Source organism: Pseudomonas chlororaphis subsp. piscium, from assembly GCF_003850345.1.
Taxonomy (GTDB): Bacteria; Pseudomonadota; Gammaproteobacteria; order Pseudomonadales; family Pseudomonadaceae; genus Aquipseudomonas; species Aquipseudomonas piscium.
The window spans coordinates 5,679,315-5,698,061 of sequence record NZ_CP027707.1; the positions used below are offsets into that span (position 1 = coordinate 5,679,315).

General features: G+C 62.9%; 17 protein-coding genes. 10 read left to right on the forward strand and 7 right to left on the reverse strand.

Annotation, left to right across the window (positions count from 1 at the left end):
• Window positions 1-215: 215 nt before the first annotated feature.
• Window positions 216-488 carry a type B 50S ribosomal protein L31 gene (locus tag C4K38_RS25630; RefSeq protein WP_016703453.1) on the reverse strand — a complete coding sequence of 91 codons (273 nt, stop codon included), beginning with the start codon at window positions 486-488 and terminating at the stop codon, window positions 216-218.
• Window positions 489-716: 228 nt separating this feature from the next.
• Here C4K38_RS25630 and C4K38_RS25635 point away from each other — a divergent pair, with 228 nt between their 5' ends.
• The 4 genes from C4K38_RS25635 to C4K38_RS25650 all read left to right on the forward strand — a co-directional run bounded on the left by C4K38_RS25635 (window position 717) and on the right by C4K38_RS25650 (window position 3,990).
• Window positions 717-1,517, forward strand: coding sequence for a helix-turn-helix transcriptional regulator (locus C4K38_RS25635; protein ID WP_053280930.1), 801 nt, complete (start codon window positions 717-719; stop codon window positions 1,515-1,517).
• 129 nt (window positions 1,518-1,646) lie between these two features.
• Complete coding sequence (locus tag C4K38_RS25640) at window positions 1,647-3,266, forward strand: FMN-binding glutamate synthase family protein (protein WP_053280701.1); 1,620 nt, start codon at window positions 1,647-1,649, stop codon at window positions 3,264-3,266.
• Window positions 3,267-3,335: 69 nt separating this feature from the next.
• Complete coding sequence (locus tag C4K38_RS25645) at window positions 3,336-3,620, forward strand: putative quinol monooxygenase (RefSeq protein WP_025806048.1); 285 nt, start codon at window positions 3,336-3,338, stop codon at window positions 3,618-3,620.
• Between the two features lie 73 nt (window positions 3,621-3,693).
• Complete coding sequence (locus tag C4K38_RS25650) at window positions 3,694-3,990, forward strand: cupin domain-containing protein (RefSeq protein ID WP_053280702.1); 297 nt, start codon at window positions 3,694-3,696, stop codon at window positions 3,988-3,990.
• Window positions 3,991-4,005: 15 nt separating this feature from the next.
• On the opposite strand, the gene C4K38_RS25655 is transcribed toward C4K38_RS25650, so the two are convergent.
• From C4K38_RS25655 to C4K38_RS25665, 3 genes are read right to left on the reverse strand one after another with little or no spacing between them, the layout of a single operon-like run.
• Window positions 4,006-5,514, reverse strand: coding sequence for a glucosyltransferase domain-containing protein (locus C4K38_RS25655; protein WP_053280703.1), 1,509 nt, complete (start codon window positions 5,512-5,514; stop codon window positions 4,006-4,008).
• Window position 5,515: 1 nt separating this feature from the next.
• Complete coding sequence (locus C4K38_RS25660; RefSeq protein WP_053280704.1) at window positions 5,516-6,457, reverse strand: glycosyltransferase family 2 protein; 942 nt, start codon at window positions 6,455-6,457, stop codon at window positions 5,516-5,518.
• Entirely contained in the window at window positions 6,454-6,828 is a 375-nt protein-coding gene (locus C4K38_RS25665; RefSeq protein WP_053280705.1) for a GtrA family protein, read from the reverse strand. Before C4K38_RS25665 ends, C4K38_RS25660 begins: the two co-directional genes overlap by 4 nt.
• A gap of 371 nt (window positions 6,829-7,199) precedes the next feature.
• On the opposite strand from C4K38_RS25665, the gene C4K38_RS25670 reads away from it, so the two are divergent.
• Both C4K38_RS25670 and C4K38_RS25675 read left to right on the forward strand, forming a co-directional pair.
• A complete protein-coding gene (locus C4K38_RS25670) occupies window positions 7,200-7,796 on the forward strand; it encodes a papain-like cysteine protease family protein (protein ID WP_053280706.1) in 597 nt (198 codons plus the stop codon).
• A gap of 10 nt (window positions 7,797-7,806) precedes the next feature.
• A complete protein-coding gene (locus C4K38_RS25675; protein ID WP_053280707.1) occupies window positions 7,807-8,406 on the forward strand; it encodes a hypothetical protein in 600 nt (199 codons plus the stop codon).
• 129 nt (window positions 8,407-8,535) lie between these two features.
• Here C4K38_RS25675 and C4K38_RS25680 read toward each other — a convergent pair whose 3' ends face one another.
• Window positions 8,536-9,957 carry an amino acid permease gene (locus C4K38_RS25680; RefSeq protein ID WP_053280708.1) on the reverse strand — a complete coding sequence of 474 codons (1,422 nt, stop codon included), beginning with the start codon at window positions 9,955-9,957 and terminating at the stop codon, window positions 8,536-8,538.
• A 580-nt stretch (window positions 9,958-10,537) separates the two neighbouring features.
• Between C4K38_RS25680 and C4K38_RS25685 the strand changes: the two genes are divergently transcribed.
• The 3 genes from C4K38_RS25685 to C4K38_RS25695 all read left to right on the forward strand — a co-directional run bounded on the left by C4K38_RS25685 (window position 10,538) and on the right by C4K38_RS25695 (window position 15,237).
• On the forward strand, window positions 10,538-13,645 hold the full coding sequence (locus tag C4K38_RS25685) for a transglycosylase domain-containing protein (RefSeq protein ID WP_053280709.1): 3,108 nt from the start codon (window positions 10,538-10,540) through the stop codon (window positions 13,643-13,645).
• 234 nt (window positions 13,646-13,879) lie between these two features.
• Window positions 13,880-14,455 (forward strand): PadR family transcriptional regulator, encoded by a 576-nt coding sequence (locus C4K38_RS25690; protein WP_053280710.1) that lies wholly within the window; start codon window positions 13,880-13,882, stop codon window positions 14,453-14,455.
• Window positions 14,452-15,237 (forward strand): siderophore-interacting protein, encoded by a 786-nt coding sequence (locus C4K38_RS25695; protein WP_053280711.1) that lies wholly within the window; start codon window positions 14,452-14,454, stop codon window positions 15,235-15,237. The genes C4K38_RS25690 and C4K38_RS25695 overlap by 4 nt, the downstream gene beginning before the upstream one ends.
• A gap of 89 nt (window positions 15,238-15,326) precedes the next feature.
• On the opposite strand, the gene C4K38_RS25700 is transcribed toward C4K38_RS25695, so the two are convergent.
• Window positions 15,327-16,001, reverse strand: a complete 675-nt coding sequence (locus C4K38_RS25700; protein ID WP_053280712.1) for a Pr6Pr family membrane protein — start codon at window positions 15,999-16,001, stop codon at window positions 15,327-15,329.
• Window positions 16,002-16,010: 9 nt separating this feature from the next.
• On the reverse strand, window positions 16,011-16,241 hold the full coding sequence (locus tag C4K38_RS25705) for a VF530 family protein (RefSeq protein WP_053280713.1): 231 nt from the start codon (window positions 16,239-16,241) through the stop codon (window positions 16,011-16,013).
• A 365-nt stretch (window positions 16,242-16,606) separates the two neighbouring features.
• Between C4K38_RS25705 and C4K38_RS25710 the strand changes: the two genes are divergently transcribed.
• Complete coding sequence (locus tag C4K38_RS25710) at window positions 16,607-18,646, forward strand: TonB-dependent receptor (protein ID WP_053280714.1); 2,040 nt, start codon at window positions 16,607-16,609, stop codon at window positions 18,644-18,646.
• Window positions 18,647-18,747 lie beyond the last annotated feature (101 nt).

Genomic DNA, 18,747 nt, shown 5'->3' on the forward strand with positions numbered 1-18,747 from the left:
GGCAGCAGCTGTCCTTGTCCTTTGACTCAAGCGTAGAAGTTCTTGGCAGAACCGTAGTGGCATTTTAATGCCATTCATCCGAGAGCCTGCTCGGCAGGGATTAAGCGGGGTTGAACAAGACCCTGGTGCGGCCATCGCGAGCAAGCTCGCTCCTACAGAAGATTACACGTGCCCTGTAGGAGCAAGCTTGCTCGCGATAAAAACCACAAGATCCCTCAAGCGTTGCCGGTCTTGCCGGACGAGCCGAAAGAAGCGAAACGCTTGTTGAAGCCGGCGATCCGCCCTTCGGACTGGGTCTTGCGCTGCTGGCCGGTGTAGACCGGGTGCGAGGCGCTGGAGACGTCGAGGGCGACATAGGGGTACGTGTTGCCATCGCTGTGGCGCTGGGTGCGGTCGGTGTCCACGGTGGAACCGATCAGGAAGTACACGTCCGCGGCGGTATCGTGGAACAGCACGGTGCGGTAGGCGGGATGGATATTGGCTTTCATGGGAGTCTCCAGGGGATAGCTAAGGTTGCAATGCGTTATACAGTAACATTATTCAGCCATGGAAACGAGAACCAGTTGCAATAAGGAAAGCCGTCAATCGTCTATCGCCCCTCGGCAACGCCTGGCATCAGGCGTTCACGCTTGCCCACGGCGAGCCCCGGCGCCAGTATGCGCAACAGCAACCGGCCGCTGATCGGGCGTCGGGGCACTCCGAAAAAGGCAGAATCCATGACCCTCTCGCTGGAAGACATCGCCTGGCACCGCAGCGTCGGCCAACTGATCGACGCCCTCGACCGGCCGAACTTCTGGACTCTGCTGGTGCGCCAGCTGGAGCAGTACCTGGGCTTCGACAGCTGGGTCGCGCTGCTTTTCAGCAATGAACAGGCGCCGCGGGTGTTCGCCGAATGCCCGGGGGCGGACGGCAGCCCCGACCAGTTGTTCCAGGACTACCTCAACGGCCTGTACCTGCTCGACCCCTTCTACCTCGCCAGCCGCGAACAGCCGGGGACCGGCCTCTATCACCTGGCCGAAGTGGCGCCTGAGGACTTCGAGCGCACCGAGTACTACCAGCGCTACTTTCGCCTGAACCTGGTGGCCGACGAGGTCCACTTCAATTGCCAGCTCGACGGCGAACGCACCCTGTGCCTGTCCTTGGGTGCCCGGCAGCGCTTCACTCCGCAGCAACTCGCCCTGCTGTCGTTGATCCAGCCCTGGGTGGTCAGCCTGCTACGCCAGCGCCTGGCCCATGAGCCGCTGGAACAACCGGACGCCGGCACGCCGAACCCAGGCGGCAACTGGCGCAATCGTCTGGAAGATTCGCTGCAACGGCTCAAGGGCACGCAATTGACCGCCCGTGAGCTGGAGGTCGGGCACCTGATGCTCAGCGGTTGCTCCAGCAAGGAGATCGCTCGTAAGCTGCAAATCTCTGCCGAAACCGTGAAAGTCCATAAGAAACACATCTACGGCAAGCTGGGCATCAAGTCCCAGTCCGAGCTGTTTTCGATTTTTCTCCAGGCGCAGAATGCCTGATGCCTGAAGCTGTGGTGTACGCACACCTGCTGCGCCACGGCCGCTCTCTACAACAACAAGATCGTTGGCCACACAAGAAGAATGAGTACCCAAAAACGAAATCTATAGAGTCCGAACCAAGGAAACCGTATGAGCCTGTCCCTCCTGAGCCGCTACGCCTTCTTTGCTGCCTGCGTGATTTTCACCCTCGCCAGCTTGCCCTTTCTCGAACATGACTGGCTCTGGCCAATCACCCTGGTAACCGCCCTGCTCAGCCTGCTGGGCATTTTCGACCTGCTGCAAAGCCCCCACGCGGTGCGCCGCAACTACCCGATCCTGGGCAATATCCGCTACCTGGTGGAAGGCATCCGCCCGGAAATCCGCCAGTACCTGCTGGAGTCCGACAGCGAGGCCCTGCCCTTCTCCCGGGCCCAGCGCTCGCTGGTCTATTCCCGGGCCAAGAACGAAAGCGCCGACAAGCCGTTCGGCACCCTGATCGACGTCTACCAGTCGGGTTTCGAATTCATCGGCCACTCCATGCGCCCGGCGCCCCTGAGCGACCCGAGCACCTTCCGCGTCACGGTCGGCGGCCCGCAGTGCAAGCAACCCTACTCGGCCTCGGTGTTCAACATCTCGGCCATGAGCTTCGGCTCCCTCAGCGCCAACGCCATCCGCGCCCTCAACCAGGGCGCCAAGCTCGGCAACTTCGCCCATGACACCGGCGAAGGCAGCATCAGCCCTTATCACCGGGAAAACGGTGGCGACCTGACCTGGGAACTGGGTAGCGGCTACTTCGGTTGCCGTACCAGCGACGGCCATTTCGACCCGGAGCGTTTTGCCCAGCAGGCGCAGAACCCGCAGGTGCGGATGATCGAAATCAAGGTGAGCCAGGGCGCCAAGCCCGGCCACGGCGGCATCCTGCCCAAGCACAAGGTGACCCAGGAAATCGCCGACACCCGTGGCGTGCGCATGGGCGAGGACTGCATCTCGCCATCGAGCCACAGCGCCTTTTCCACGCCGATCGAAATGATGCATTTCATCCAGCAGCTGCGTGAGCTGTCCGGCGGCAAGCCCGTGGGCTTCAAGTTCTGCCTCGGCCACCCGTGGGAGTTCATGGGCATCGCCAAGGCCATGCTGGAAACCGGCATCCTCCCCGACTTCATCGTGGTCGACGGCAAGGAAGGCGGCACCGGCGCGGCACCGGTGGAATTCACCGACCACATCGGCGCGCCGATGCGCGAAGGCCTGCTGTTCGTGCACAACACCCTGGTGGGCCTGAACCTGCGCGACAAGATCAAGCTCGGCGCCAGCGGCAAGATCGTCAGCGCCTTCGACATCGCCAGCGTGCTGGCCATCGGCGCCGACTGGGCCAACTCGGCGCGTGGCTTCATGTTCGCCATCGGTTGCATCCAGTCGCAAAGCTGCCACACCAACAAATGCCCGACTGGCGTCGCCACCCAGGACAACCTGCGCCAGCGGGCGCTGGTGGTGCCGGACAAGGCGCAACGGGTGTTCAGCTTCCACCGCAACACCCTCAAGGCCCTGGCGGAAATGCTCGCCGCCGCAGGCCTGCAACACCCGTCGCAACTGGAAGCCAGGCACCTGGTGCGACGCATGTCGGCCACCGAGATCAAGCTGTTCTCGCAGTTGCATGTGTTCCTCAAGCCCGGCGAACTGCTCACCGGCGCGGTCACCGGCGAGTTCTATTCGCGCATGTGGCAACTGGCGCGCGCCGACAGCTTCGAGCCGAACAACGAAGCCGCGGCCTGACCAGCCACTCCCGACGCCCCGCCCTTGCGGTGGGGGCGTTATTCATCGATAGGCAAAGGACGCAAATCCGTGCTCAAAGTCATCGCCGAAGACTTCATCAAACCCGAACACCTCGACACCGTGCGCCCCTGGTACGCCGAACTGGTGGAGAAGACCCGCCAGGAGCCGGACTGCATCGCCTACGACCTGTTCGTCGACCAGCAAGACCCGGGGCACTTCATCTTTATCGAGCAATGGCCAGACCGCGCAGCGCTCAAGGCCCATTGCCAGACCGAGCACTTCACCCGCCTGGTGCCGCAGATCAACGCCTTCCAGGCCAAGGAATGCCGTGTGCTGCTGATGGACGAATTCTGAAAAAACGCCCCCACGATGCTTGACCGGACCACCGAAAGCAGACCGCTGCACCACTGACTTTTGGGAGTTCCACATGCCATTGCTGTCATTCGATTCGCTGTCCAGCCAGTTGCCCGCTAGCTGGAAGTCCTCCGTGGTGGGCCAGGTCGGGCCGGCGCGCATCAAGGTGCTGCGCATGGACCAACAGGCCCACGCCGAAGAAAGCCACGACTACAACGAAGCCCTGCTGGTGACCCATGGCTGCCTGCGCCTGGGCATTGCCGGCAGTGAGGTGAGGGTGAACGCGGGCCAGATGTACCTGGTCGAAGCCGGGCTGGTTCATGCGGTGCTGCCCGGTAGCCACGGCACCCTGGTGATCATCGATGTCTAGCCGGACCGCCGGCCCTCACCAGTGCAGCGTCTTGATCGGCGCCGGCTCCTTCATGACGATAAAACCGTAGTCCCCCAGCAGGTAGATCCGGTAGTAGCGGCTGTCCACCAGCGGTGGATAGCCCTGGTAACCGACCAGGGTCGCATTGCGCCGCCCCCTTTCCGCGACCACGTTGGTAATGCCCACCTTGGGCAGGTTCTCCGCCAGCATGAAGAAGTCGATGTTCAGCAGGTAGTGCAGCACCGGCATCTGCTTGAACGAGCCTGCGGCCGCCAGCAGCCAGTGATCGGAATAGGTCACCGACATATAGATGCGCTTGGCCTCGCGCAACTGCTGGTGGCTGGTGATGTCGCGTTCAAGGCTCCACAGTGCGCTGGCCACCAGGGTTTTCTGCACCGTCAGCACCCGGCCATAGGCGAACGACAGCGACAGCATCGCCAGCAGCGGCACTATCAGCAGCAGCGACAAGCGCTCATGGAGTGTCGCCAACGCCAGGTGGCTCAGATAGAACAGCAACACCAACAGCAGCGCGAAGCCCATCAAGGTTCGGGCGCCTTCATTGAAGTCGCGGAAAAACAGCGCGATCCCCGACACCAGCACGACCACCAGCAGCAATGTCAGCAGGCAGACCAGGGCCATCACGAGCTTTTTCAGGCCGCTGTCCGGCCGCTTGAACAGGTTCAGTCCCAACCGCACGCAACCGGCGAGGGCGCACAGCGCCAGCACGGCGAACACCCAGGCGAACCCGCCGTGAAACAGCAGCACGACTTTTTCCAGCACCCGACCGATGTTGACCTGCAGTTGCAGCAAGGGCTGCGCCGACCAGTTCAGCAGCAAGGTGCGGGTCTGCTCCATGAAGGGATAGGCGGTGATGCAATAGATCATCCAGCCCAGGGCTGCCTGGGCGATCTTCCAGCCGATCATTTCCCACCAGCGCGGCCAGGCAGTCTTGTCATTGGCGCCGCGGATCACCTCCAGGCAGCACAGGCCCAGGAACACATTGATGCTGATCTGATACAGCCCGATGGCCAGCGCGACCAGCAAGGCCGGCACCAGCCACTGCAGCACGCGGTACGGGTTGCGATAGGTGATGGCGTAGATCACCGCCACCAGGCTCAAGGCCATGGCCGGGCCGTCGTATTGATACGACAGATTCTGCAGAAAGAAGGGGTTGTACCAGAGCGGTAACAGCACCAGGCAGCAGGCTGCCGTCGGCTGCGGGTAGTAATGGAAGGTCAAGCTGCTCAGTGCCGCGGCCATGGCGACCGTGGCGATCAACAGCGGCAAGGGAAAGATGTTCGGCGCAGCGCCGCTGAAGGTCAGGGCGTTGTAGAACAGCTCGGCAAACAGCCGCCCCTGCTCCGTCCAGGCGGTACCGGCCGACAACGAACGCCAGTTGTCATCGATATAGGGAAAGTCCGCGAGGATCAGCGGCAGCACATACAACAAGGTGGCGAACAGAAAAAACAGCCAGACCTGGCGGCGCCCGAGTTCCCCACTGAACAAGCTGCCCATTCTGCCCATGCTAGAGCCCCAGGCGGTCTTTGCCGCCGATGACGTCCTTGATCACATAACGCGGCCGATGCTTGGCTTCGATATAGATACGGCCGACGTACTCGCCAAGGATGCCGATGCCGATCAACTGCACACCGCCGAGAAACAGAATGGCGGTCATCAACGAAGGGTAGCCGGGCACGCTGTTGCCGAAGAAAATCTTGTCCAGGACCATGTACACCGCGTAGAGCACGGCGAAAATCGAGATGCCGCCACCGACGTAGGTCCACAACCGCAACGGTACGGTGCTGAACGACGTGATGCCTTCCAGCGCCAGGTTCCACAGCTTCCAGCCATTGAACTTGCTGTTGCCCGCCACCCGCCCGGCGCGCTCGTACTCCACCACCACCGTGGTGAAGCCGGCCCACGACAGCACGCCCTTCATGAACAGCTGATGCTCGGGCAGGGTGCGAATCACATCGACCACCTTGCGATCCATGAGCCGGAAGTCACCGACGTTTTCCTCGATCCGGGTGTAGGCGATACGGTTCAGCAGGTGGTAGAACAGCGCCGCGCTGCAGCGCCTCAGGTAACTGTCGGCGGCGCGCCCGCGGCGTTTGGCGAGGACCACATCGGCGCCCTTCTGCCATTCCTCGATCAGCCGCGGGATGACGCTGATCGGGTCCTGCAGGTCGACGTCCATGGGAATCACTGCGTCGCCGCTGGCGTGTTCCAGCCCGGCGAACAACGCCGGCTCCTTGCCGAAATTGCGCGAGAAGTTGATCAGCAGCACCTGTTCGTCCACCTGCGCCAGGGCCTTGACCTCCTCGGCCGTGCGGTCGGAACTGCCGTCGTTGATAAACACGATCTCGACTTCGCCCTGCTCGAAGCGCAACTCGCGACGCACCGCCTGGTAAAACAGGCCGATGGCTTGCTCTTCATTGAAGACCGGAACGATCAGCGAGATCTTCATGGCTCACACTCGCGAAACACCAGGTACTTGGCGAACAGAAACCCCGCCACCAGGCTCAGGGCGGAAAACACCAGCACCGTCAGCAAGCCGGGCAGCCGCCACAGATCCCCGGCATGCCCGACGCCCAGGCTCAGCGCGCCCATGCCGCCCAGAAACAGCAGATAGCCGCCGACCGACCTCCTGGCGGCGAAGGTGAAACGCGCATTCATATAGAAAGAAAACGACGCCGCGACGCAAAAGGCCGCCAGGTTGCTGAGCGCCTGGCTGAGGCCCACCACCAGGCTCAGCAAGAAGAACACCAGCCAGTGGATAAAGGTGTTGGCGATGCCGATCACCGTGTATCTGGAGATTCCCTTCCATAAGAGTCTCATGGGTGACACTCCCGCGTTGGAACGTTGCTCAACTTGTATGGCAGGTTTTTATGCCCATCGATCGGCGAAATTGCTGATCCCGTGGTCTTTCAGACGTGCGGCATCCAAGCCGGCCCGCATGGGCCGTTGTCGTGCAAGCCCTCCTCCCAGGCCATCCATAGCAGACGGCTTGCCGCCAACGATTTGCATTAATGCATAATTTTATTTGCACAAATGCATACTGCAACTAAGGTTATCCCTGAGCCCGACCAGAGCAGGCCATCGAGGATGGTGAACCCTACAAGCCGGTCACGGGCTTTCGAAAAACGCTTTATCGCAGCACGCAACAACGACACAAGCTGGACGCTTGTTTTCACTCATGGAGGATGAAAATGTTAACCCTTGAAGACACACCATTCACCCGTACAGGTCCTGCCGAGGCACTGCCACAGTGCCTGGTCGGCACCCTGCTCAATGCCGGACTGAGCGAAGTCGACGACCGCGCGGAACACGCCGCCCTGGCCGCCAGCCTCAACTTCAGCATTCAGCAGCAAACCCAGACCAACTGGTGCTGGGCCGCGCTGTCGGCCTCGGTCGGCAACTATTACCGCACCGGTTCCTGGACTCAATGCGGGGTCGCCAACACGGAACTGGGCCGCAATTCCTGCTGCAACCAGCCGGGGCCGTGCAACGTGTACGGCTACCTGGACTCGGCCCTGCAAACCACCCGCAGCTTTGGTGGCATGAGCCAGGGTTCGATCCAACTGTCGGCCATCGACAACCAGATCAACATGGGGCGCCCCGTTGGCCTGCGCTGTGCCTGGTTTGGCGGCGGCGCGCACTTTCTGGCGATCTATGGCACCAACGGCAGCTACCTGCTGATTGCGGACTCCATCTACGGTTATTCGACCCGTGCCCTGAACAGCTTCCCCCGCTCGTACAACGGCGGCGGCAACTGGACCCACACTTACTTCACCCGGAAAAACTAAGGAGGGCAGCATGCAACTGACTTATCCCAAGGCACCCGCCAACGGCGCTCAGGTACTGCGCCCGGCTCTCCAGGCCGCCCTGCAGAGCAAAGGCTTCGGCGTCAACCGCCAGATCGCCCAGGCCACGGCCAGCAAAGTGAGCCTGTCCGAGCCCTACCGTGGCTACTCGCTGAGCCTGGAAGACCTGGCCCAAGGCAAAGGCCTGCAACAGGCCGCGCTGGGGGACTGGCATTACCTGGTGTTCAGCGACGGGGGGTCGATTGCCGACGCTCAACTGGCAGAAGTCGCTGGCCAGGTCGAGTTCTCGTCCCTGAACCACGGCGCCATGGCGTCGGCCACGGTCAATGCGCTGAACCTGGCGGAAAAGGCGCCGCACCTCAAAGGCCGAACCTTTGAACTGCGAGTGTTGTTCGTCTCGGCGCTGCAGGTGGTGGCGATCTGGCTGCACGCCAGCGATGAAGACGTGCTGATCCCGATCGAACCGACGCCCAAGCGCCTGGCGAGCACCAAGCTGTACAGCGAGGCCGCGTTGCTGGCCCTGCTGGCGCCCGCCGCCCAGCAAGCGAAAGCGGCGTTCGACGCGGACACCACGGGGCTGTTGGGGGGCTGACCGCGCACCGGCGATCGGGCTGCGGTGAACGGGGGGTTGCAACACTAAAACCTGGAACCGCAGAAAGATCGCCCGCATAAAAAAGCCCCGGTCACTGACCGGGGCTTTTTGTTTTATCGCCTGCAGTGGTTACGACACCGAACGCACCGCGCCCTGTTGGGCATTGTTCGGTTGCAGCTTGAACAGGTAGAACAGCACCGTCAGCAGCACCAGGAACGCCGGGCCCACATACAGCGCCACGCGGGTGTCCGGGAAGTAGGCCATCAGCCCCACCACCAGCACCAGGAACGCCAGGGCCAGGTAGGAACTGACCGGGTACAGCCACATGCGGTATTTCAGGCCGGCGCGTTCCGAGGCGCTCAGGCCTTTGCGGAACTTGAGCTGGGCCAGGAGGATCATCACCCAGGTCCAGATCGCGCCGAAGGTGGCGATGGATGTTACCCAGACGAACACCTTCTCCGGCACCAGGTAGTTCAGCAGCACGCCCAGCAGCAAGGCGAAGATCGACAGCAGCAGCGCGCGACGCGGTACGCCGTTGTTCGAGGTCTTGGCGAAACCGGCCGGGGCCTGGCCGTTCTGCGCCAGGCTGTAGAGCATGCGCCCGGTGCTGAAGATGCCACCGTTGCAGGACGACAGCGCGGCGGTGATCACCACGAAGTTGATGATGCCGGCGGCGGTCTTGATGCCCAGGCGCTCGAAGGTCATCACGAACGGGCTGCCCTGGGTGCCGATTTCGTTCCAGGGGTAGATCGACAGGATCACGAACAGCGCGCCCACATAGAACAGCAGGATGCGCCAGAACACCGAGCCGATGGCGTTGGGAATGGTCTTCTGCGGGTTCTTCGCTTCACCGGCGGTGAGGCCGATCATCTCTACGCCCAGGTAGGCGAACATCACCATCTGCAGGGACATCAGCACGCCGGTCATGCCGTTGGGCATGAAACCGCCATGGGTCCACAGATTGGAGATGCCCAGCGCCACGCCGTCATTGCCGAAACCGAAGGCGATGATGCCGACGCCGCCGATGACCATGGCGATGATGGTGACGATCTTGATCAGGGCGAACCAGAACTCGAACTCACCGAAGGCCTTGACCGCGATCAGGTTGATCGAGCCCATGCTCACCAGGGCCGCCAGGGCCCAGATCCAGCGCGGCACGTCGGGGAACCAGATGCCCATGTACACCGCCACCGCGGTGATTTCCGCGACGCAGGTCACCAGCCACAGGAACCAGTAGTTCCAGCCCGTGAGGAAGCCCGCCAGCGGGCCCAGGTAGTCTTGCGCGTAACGGCTGAAGGAACCCGCGACCGGGTTATGCACGGCCATCTCGCCGAGGGCGCGCATGATCACCAGAATCGCCAGGCCGCCGAGGATGTAGGACAGCATGATGGCCGGGCCGGCCATTTCGATGGCCTTGGCCGAACCGAGGAACAGGCCGACACCGATACAGGCGCCAAGCGCCATCAAGCGAATATGCCGTTCGCCGAGTTCGCGTTTCAGCGGGCCGCCTTGAGCGGTCTCGCCTTGGGGCAGGTGGTTGCCAACTGGCATAGGGATACAACCTCATCTTGTTATTGGATATGAGCCACCGAGTCTGTAAGGCACGGACGGATAACCCGTACCCGCCAGATCGGATCGACCTTGTGGGCCGACACGTCTTGTAGGACAAATCCTGCAAGATCAGTGGGGCGTGCAGTATAAAAAGCCGACGGCAGGCTTTTTCACTCTATAAACAGATAAATTCAGAGAGAAATCTCGGTATTTTCCGGTTTTACCGAGTGGCATTACCTGGAATTTTCGCCGTTTGTCATTTTTGAACGGCGCCGAGTATTGCACAGCCATGGTGCAGCGTCATGCCCCTACCTAGGGCGTATTTACCGGTCGCGATGGCTCTATTTCAACCCTCTCCCGCTCCCTGTCGAATGCCCAAGGCGCGAGCCTGACCGCGTGGATGGTCAAGGATGACGCGGTGTTTCCGATATACCCCGGCGCTCTCGGGTCTATAGCGAGTACGCGCGCTCCTGCAAGAGAGGTGAATGCTTTCAGGCCGATCACAAATTTTTCACCATTGCCCGCCACCGTCTAAGCTTCAGACAAGTCCGATCAATCTGCGTGAATGGATCAGTCGACTATGGGTGCTTTAAGGCAGACCGATTCGAGTAAAAAAGTAGTGCCAACTGATCGAGTGGAAGAAGCGCCTATCCCCGAAAAACCCCATTCAAGCCGGCTTTGGTGGCGGCTGTTCTGGCTATTGCTGCTGATGGCGCTGGTTGCCCTGGGCTTTGCCGCATCCAAGGAAATGCGCACCTCGAAATTGCAGGCGCGCGAGCTCAGCAAGTTCGCCGCGGACCTGAACTATTCCATGGCGCCCGGGCCCAGCGATGCCATCGTCTACCCCGGCGCCGGCCCCTTCGACAAACGCCTGGGCTACAGCGCCCTGGATGATTTCCTGGCGCGCCTGCTCAAGCGCGGTTACGTGGTGGAGGCCCAGACCCGCTTCTCCCCCTCCTTGATGAACTACAGCGAGAACGGCTTCTTCGTACCCTATACCGAGAAGATTCAGGCCGGGCTGTCGATCACCGATTGCCGCGCGGCGCCGCTCTATCAATTCAAGTACCCGCAACAGCTCTATTCGAACTTTGCCTCCATCCCGCCGGTGATGGTGCGCAGCCTGCTGTTCATCGAGAACCGCGAATTGCTCGACCCCGAGCAGCCCCTGGCCAACCCGGCGGTGGACTGGCCGCGCTTCGCCAAGGCCGCCTGGTCGCAAGTGGCCAAGCTCCTGCACCTGCCCGGGCAGACGGCGGGCGGCAGTACCCTGGCGACCCAGCTGGAAAAGTACCGGCACTCGCCGGACGGCCTGACCGTATCCGGCGCGGAGAAGATCCGGCAGATGATTTCCGCCAGCGTGCGCGCCTACCAGGGCGGCCAGCAGACTCTCGAGGCCCGGCGGCGCATCATCCGCGACTACCTCAACAGCGTGCCGCTGTCAGCGGTGCCCGGCCACGGTGAAGTGCACGGCATGGCCGAAGGGCTGCGGGTCTGGTATGGCGCCGACTTCGCCCAGGTCAACGAGCAGTTGGCGAGCACCGCCAGCGATCCGCAGAGCCTGGCGCAACGCGGCCTGGCCCTGCGCCAGGTGCTGTCGTTGATGATCGCCCAGCGCCGGCCTTCGCATTACCTGTCCAAAGGTCGCCAGGAACTGGTCGAACTCACCGACAGCCATATCCGCGTACTGACCCAGAGCGGGGTGATCGACCCGCCGCTGTCGACCGCCGCCCTGGCCAGCAAGGCCACCTTCCGCGACTGGGTGCAGCAACCGACGATCCAGCCGATCGAAACCAACAAGGGCATCAGCGTCGCCCGCAGCCGCCTGGCCGGCCTGCTCAACCGGCCGCTATACGACCTCGACCGCCTCGACCTGTCCGCCACCAGTACCCTGCAAAGCGACCTGCAGCGCCAGGCCACCGAGTACCTCAAGCACCTGGCCGACCCGGCGTTCGCCGCCGAAATCGGCCTGCTCGGCGAACGCCTGCTGACGCCCACCAGCACCACCCAGGTGCGCTACAGCTTCACCCTGCTCGAACTGACGCCCGACGGTTCGCGGGTGCGGGTCCAGACCGACAGCACCGACCAGCCCTTCGACATCAACGAAGGCAGCAAGCTGGAGTTGGGCTCCACCGCCAAGCTGCGGGTCCTGACCACCTACCTGCAGATCATTGCCGAACTGTACGAGCAGTACGGCGCCGAAACCCCGGCGGTGCTGAAGAAAGTCGAGATCGCCGAACAGGACCGCCTGAGCCGCTGGGCCGTGGACTACCTGATCCAGAACAGCGACCGCAGCCTGCCGAAAATGCTCGAGGCGGCCCTGGATCGCAAATACTCGGCCAGCCCCGGCGAGAGTTTTTTCACCGGCGGCGGGCTGCACACCTTTCATAACTTCCGCAAGGAAGACAACGGCCGCATGCCGAGCCTGCGCGACGCCCTGCGCGAGTCCATCAACCTGCCCTTCATCCGCCTGATGCGCGACCTGGTGCGCTACAGCACCTACGCCGGCCCGAGCAACAGCGCCGCCCTGCTCAAGGATGACGGCGACCCGCGGCGCCAGGAATACCTGGCCAAGTTCGCCGACCGCGAGGGCACTTCCTTCCTCCTGCGGTTCTGGAAGAAGTACCGCAACAAGGACACCCAGGCGCGCCTGGACACCTTCCTCGACAGCATGCACCCGACGCCGATCCGCCTGGCGGCCGTGCACCGCTACCTGCTGCCGGAAGCCAGCCAGGAGAGTTTCAACAGTTTCGTGCGCTCGCACCTCAAGGGCGCCAAGCTCACGGAGAAACTCACCGACGAACGCCTGGACAAGCTCTATTACAGCTACGGCCCCGGTTCCTACGACCTGCCCGACCAGGGCTACATCGCCAAGGTGCACCCGCTGGACCTGTGGCTGCTCGGCTACCTGCTGAACAACCCCGACGCCAAGTTCAGCGAGATCGTCAAAGCCAGCGAATTCGAGCGCCAGGAGGTCTACAGCTGGCTGTTCAAGAGCCGGCACAAGAGCGCCCGGGACAGCCGCATCCGCACCATGCTGGAGATCGAGGCGTTCCTCGACATTCACCAGCGCTGGCAGAAAGTCGGCTACCCCTTCGACCACCTGGTGCCCTCATTGGCGACTGCCATCGGCAGTTCCGGCGATCGCCCCGCGGCGCTGGCCGAACTGGTCGGCACCATCCTCAACGACGGCGTGCGCATGCCGACCCTGCGCATCGACAGCCTGCATTTCGCCGCCGGTACGCCTTATGAAACCAAGCTGATCAACGACCCGGCCGAGGGCAAGCGGGTGATGCCTTCGCAAGTGGCCATCGCGCTACGTGGAGCCCTGTCGCAAGTGGTGGACGCCGGGACCGCCAAGCGGGTTTCCGGCAGCTTCAAACTGGCCGACGGCACGCCGCTGGCCATGGGCGGCAAGACCGGCACCGGCGACAACCGCATCGAGGCCATCGGCTCCGGCGGCCGGATTCTCAGTTCGAAATCCATCAACCGCACCGCCACCTTCGTGTTCTATATCGGCGAACACCACTTCGGCACCCTGACCGCCTATGTGCCGGGCGCCTCGGCCCAAGCCTTCAAGTTCACCTCGGCCTTGCCGGTCCAGGTGCTCAAGGGCATGGCGCCGATTCTCACTCCATACCTGCAACCGGGCAGCAACACCCAATGCCTGGGCAGCCTGGCTCAACGCTGAATCCTCCCCCCGTCCTGTAGCCGCTGCCGCAGGCTGCGATCGACTCCGCAGGAGGCGTGCTCTTGAGGGCCTCAAAAGGTCCTTCGGACCTTATCGCAGCCTTCGGCAGCGGCCACAAGAATGCTTCTCAATTCTATTCTCCGACAAACGGCTGATCTGGCTGGCGCAGAAGTACTTGCGCGACTTTTAAGATATATCTTAAGTTATGTCTTAACCAAACAGGAGAAAGAGAAAATGAGAGAACACCACCACCCCCACCGCGAGTACGGTGACGGCCACGACGGTTTCGAGAAACGCCCCGGGCGTGAACGCGGCGGCCGCGGCCCGCGAGTCTTCGCCCCCGGCGACCTGAAGCTGCTGTTGCTGGCGCTGATCGCCGAACAGCCGTGCCACGGCTATGACCTGATCCGCCAGATCGAAGGCATGTTCGATGGCGCCTACAGCCCCAGCCCGGGCGTGATCTACCCGACCCTGACCTTCCTCGAAGAGAGCGAATTGATCAGCGGCGACGCCGAAGGCGGGAAAAAACGCTACAGCGTGACCGAGGCCGGTCGTCTGTCATTACAGGACCAGGCGATTGCCCTGGACGGCGTGCGCATGCGCATCGACGTCAGCAAGCGCTCGTTGCGCGGCCATGATCGTCCGGCGGAAATCCACGAGGCAGTGCACAACCTGCGCCACGCCTTGCAGATGCACCACGGCCGCTGGAACCCGCAAGAAATCGTGCGGGTCCGCGACCTGCTGAACAACACCGCCCGCGCCATCGTCGACGGCCCGGCCACCCCTTCTGCTCAGGAGTCAGCTGAATGACCGCAGACAACTCGCCATCGATTCATCGGGTCAGCCATGAAATCAAACGCCGCCGCCTGGAAGTGCTGCGGGTGGTGGACCTGACCCCGCGCATGCGCCGCATTACCCTGGGCGGGCCGGAACTCGCCGGCTTCATCAGCCTGGGCAGCGACGACCATATCAAGCTGCTGTTCCCGCAGAACGCCGAACAGCAGGCCGCCCTGGAAACCCTGGTGCTGGGCCCGGGCAAGGACAACGGCGCGATGCCGGCCATGCGCGACTACACGCCACGGCGCTACGACCTGGACATCGGTGAGCTGGATATCGACTTTGTCCTGCACGGCGACGGCCCTGCCTCGACCTGGGCCGAGCAGGCCAAGCCCGGCCAGTTCCTGCATATCGGCGGCCCCCGCGGCTCGATGATCGTGCCGGACATCTTCGACAGCTACCTGCTGATCGGCGATGAAACCGCACTGCCGGCCATTGCCCGGCGCCTGGAAGAGTTGCCGGCCGGACGCCGGGTGCTGGCGGTGATCGAGATCCAGGATGCGGCCGAGCGGCAAGTGCTGGAGAGCGCGGCGCAGATCGAAGTGATCTGGGTCGAGCGCGACGGCGGCCAGCAGGACCTGATCAGCACCGTGCGCGGGCTACAGGTACCGAGCGGCAAGCTGTACGCCTGGGTGGCCACGGAAAGCAAAGTCTCGCGGCAGATTCGCCGGGTGCTGCTGGACGAGCACCGACTCGACGACGAGTTCGTGAAGGCCGCCGGTTACTGGCGCCTGGACAGTAGCGAAGAAGAATAAAAACGGCGGCTTTGCCGCCTATCGCGGGCAAGCCTCGCTCCTACACGATTGCGCTTGTCTGTAGGAGCGAGGCTTGCCCGCGATAACCTTCAACCAGACGACACCGAACCCAAGGTTCGCCCCCGCCACCGATCAACACCCACCAGTACCAACGCCACCAGCACAAACCCCGCCAGAACCCCCAACGCATTCACGAACGCCTGCGCATAGCCCAGCTTGTCCACGTCGACAAAAGGATAGGGATACAGCCCCAGCACATGCCCGCGCAGCAGGACATAGGCGAAGTACAGCAGCGGGTAAAGCATCCACCCGGCGACATGCCGCAACCCCAGGCGTCCCTTGGGCACGCAGCACCACCAGTAGACGAGAAACAGCAACGGCATCACGTCGTGCAGCAACTCGTCCGCCACCCACTGCCAGCCCTGGGGATGCCACAGGTGACGCAGCAACAGGCTGTACGCCAGCCCCACTACCAAAATGCTGACCGCGATGCCGCTGCTGACCCAGGGTTGCAGAAAGAACCGCTGCCCCCGTGAGCTGCGCAGGTTCAGGGCACAGGTCAGCACCACCGCCACCAGGGTGTTGGTGAGCACGGTGAAAAAACTGAAAAAATTGATCAGCCCGCCCAACAGGCTGGCGTCCACCGTCCAGCGCAGATGAAGGATCAGGTACAGCTGGATCGTCAGCCCCGCCCAGCCGAGCAACGCGGCCAGCGCGGTGAACAGCCGTTTGCCGCCTGAAGGAAAAACCGGCTCGACAGCCATCGAATGTCCTTAGAGCGGGCGTTTGGTGCGCTGCAACTTCACGTACAGCTGCTCGACTTTCTCCCGCGCCCAGGGCGTCTTGCGCAGAAAGGTCAGGCTCGACTTGATGCTCGGGTCGCTCTTGAAGCAACGGATATCGATGCGCTCGGCCAACCCCCGCCATTCGTAATGTTCCACCAGCGCCTTGAGGATCTGTTCCAGGGTGACGCCGTGCAGCGGGTCGTTGTTCGTTGCAGTCATGCCGGGCCTTTGAGCAAGAGAAAAAGGAAGTCGCGCACCTTAGCCGAGGGTTCGATCCGGTGGAAGGGTGGATGCGGATCTTGAGTAACTGTAGGTGAGATCCCGCGCGCCGGTGAACCCGTAGGAGCGAGGCTTGCCCGCGATGAACGATGGCGCGTCGCTTCTGATAACCGGCAGCGCCTGCATCGCGGGCAAGCCTCGCTCCTACAGAAAAGGGACGCTGAAAAAGTTCCTTCCTTTTCGCGCCAAAAGAGATGTTATATTGTATCAATAAAAAACAAACCCCTGATCCAGACACCTCGCCGTGTCACGCCTGTTCTCTTTTGACTCAAAGCGCGCTGTCCTGCGCTGCCAAGGAATGACCGATGTCCCTCTCTGCCCACCGCCCTTCTCGCTCTCTACTCTGGCGTCTTAGCCCTTTGTCCGCCGCCTTGCTGTTCGCCTCCCAGGCCCACGCCCTGGAGCTGCAACCGCAGGTCATCACCGCCAACCCCCTGGGCAGCCAGCAAACGGCAGCGCCGAGCACGGTACTGGAAGGCGACGACCTGACCCTGCAACAGCAAGGCAGCCTCGGCGAAACCCTGAATAAGCAGCCGGGCGTGTCCTCGTCCTACTTCGGCCCGGGCGCCAGCCGGCCGATCATTCGCGGCCTGGATGGCGATCGCATTCGCCTGCTGCGCAACGGCGTCGGCGCGCTGGATGCTTCGTCGCTGTCCTACGACCATGCCGTGCCGCTGGACCCGGTCAACGTCGAGCGCATCGAGATCGTCCGCGGCCCGGCCGCCCTGCTGTATGGCGGCAGCGCCATCGGCGGCGTGGTCAACACCTTCGACAACCGCATCCCCACCGAGGCCATCGAGGGCATCCAGGGTGCCGGTGAATTGCGTTACGGCGGTGCCGACACCACCCGCAGCAGCGCCGGCAAGCTGGAAGCCGGCAACGGCACCTTCGCCCTGCACCTGGACGCCAACTCGCGGCAGTTCAACGACCTGAAAATCCCCGGCTACGCCCGCAGCCGCCACGCCCCGGCGAGTGAAGACGGCAACGGCAAGAAGGGTCGCCTGGGCAACAGCGACGGCCGTCAGGACGGCGGCGCCATCGGCGGTTCCTACACCTGGGACGACGGTTACGCCGGGCTGTCCTACAGCAACTACGACTCCAACTACGGCTCGCCCGCCGAAGAGGACGTGCGCATCCGCATGAAGCAGGATCACTACGCCTTCGCCTCGGAACTGCGCAACCTCGACGGCCCCTTCAGCTCGCTGAAGTTCGACGCCGGCTACACCGATTACGAACACCGCGAAATCGAAGGCGGCGAGACCGGCACTATCTTCAAGAACAAGGGTTACGAAGCCCGTGTCGAAGCCCGCCACCAGCCCCTCGGCCCGCTCAATGGGGTGATTGGCACCCAGGTCAGCCGCAGCGAGTTTTCCGCGCTCGGCGAAGAGGCCTTCGTGCCGCAGACCGATACCGACAGCGCCGCGCTGTTCATCCTCGAAGAATTGCAGGCCACCGAGCGCCTGAAACTCAGCCTTGGCGGGCGCCTGGAGCACACCCGCGTCGACCCGGACAGCAAAGGCAACGAACGCTTCAGCCAGGCCGACAGTTCCAGCAGCTTCACCGCCGGCAGCCTGTCGTCCGGCGCGGTCTATACCCTGACGCCGGTCTGGTCCGTGGCCGCCACCCTGGGCTACACCGAACGCGCCCCGACCTTCTACGAGCTGTATGCCAACGGCGCCCACGTGGCCACCGGCACCTATGAAGTCGGCGACGCCAACCTGTCGAAGGAAAAAGCCGTGTCCAGCGACCTGGCCCTGCGTTTCGACAACGGCACCCACAAAGGCAGCGTCGGGGTGTTCTACAGCCACTTCTCCAACTACATCGGGCTGCTCGGCAGCGGCCGCACCCTCAACGATGAAGGCGAGGAAGACGCGGGCGGCATGCCGGAATACACCTACTCCGGGGTCCGCGCGCGGTTTGCCGGTATCGAGGCCCAGGACCACTGGAAGCTCGGCGAAAGCGCCTACGGCAAGTTCGCCCTGGAACTGTCCGGCGACTACACCCGTGCCAAGAACCTGGACAACGGCGAAGCCCTGCCGCGCATCGCGCCGCTGCGCCTGAACAGCGGCCTGCTGTGGGAACTGGATCGCTGGCAGGCGCGCATCGATGTCGAACACGCCGCCAGCCAGCGTCGCGTGCCGGACAACGAAAGCGGCACCGACGGCTACACCACCCTGGGCGCCAGCGCCGGTTACCACTTCGACATCGGCAGCAGCCAGTGGCTGGCCTTCGTCAAGGGCGAGAACCTGACCAACCAGACCGTGCGTTACGCCAGCTCGATCTTGCGCGACATCGCCCCGGCCCAAGGGCGCAGCATCGAGGTCGGCCTGCGCACCACCTTCTGAGTCCCCCCACAATCGCAGCCTTCGGGCTGCGATTTTCCTCTCCGCCCCCTCCCCCTCAGAACCTGACTCCCACGGCATTGCGCAATCCCCAGCCTGTACCG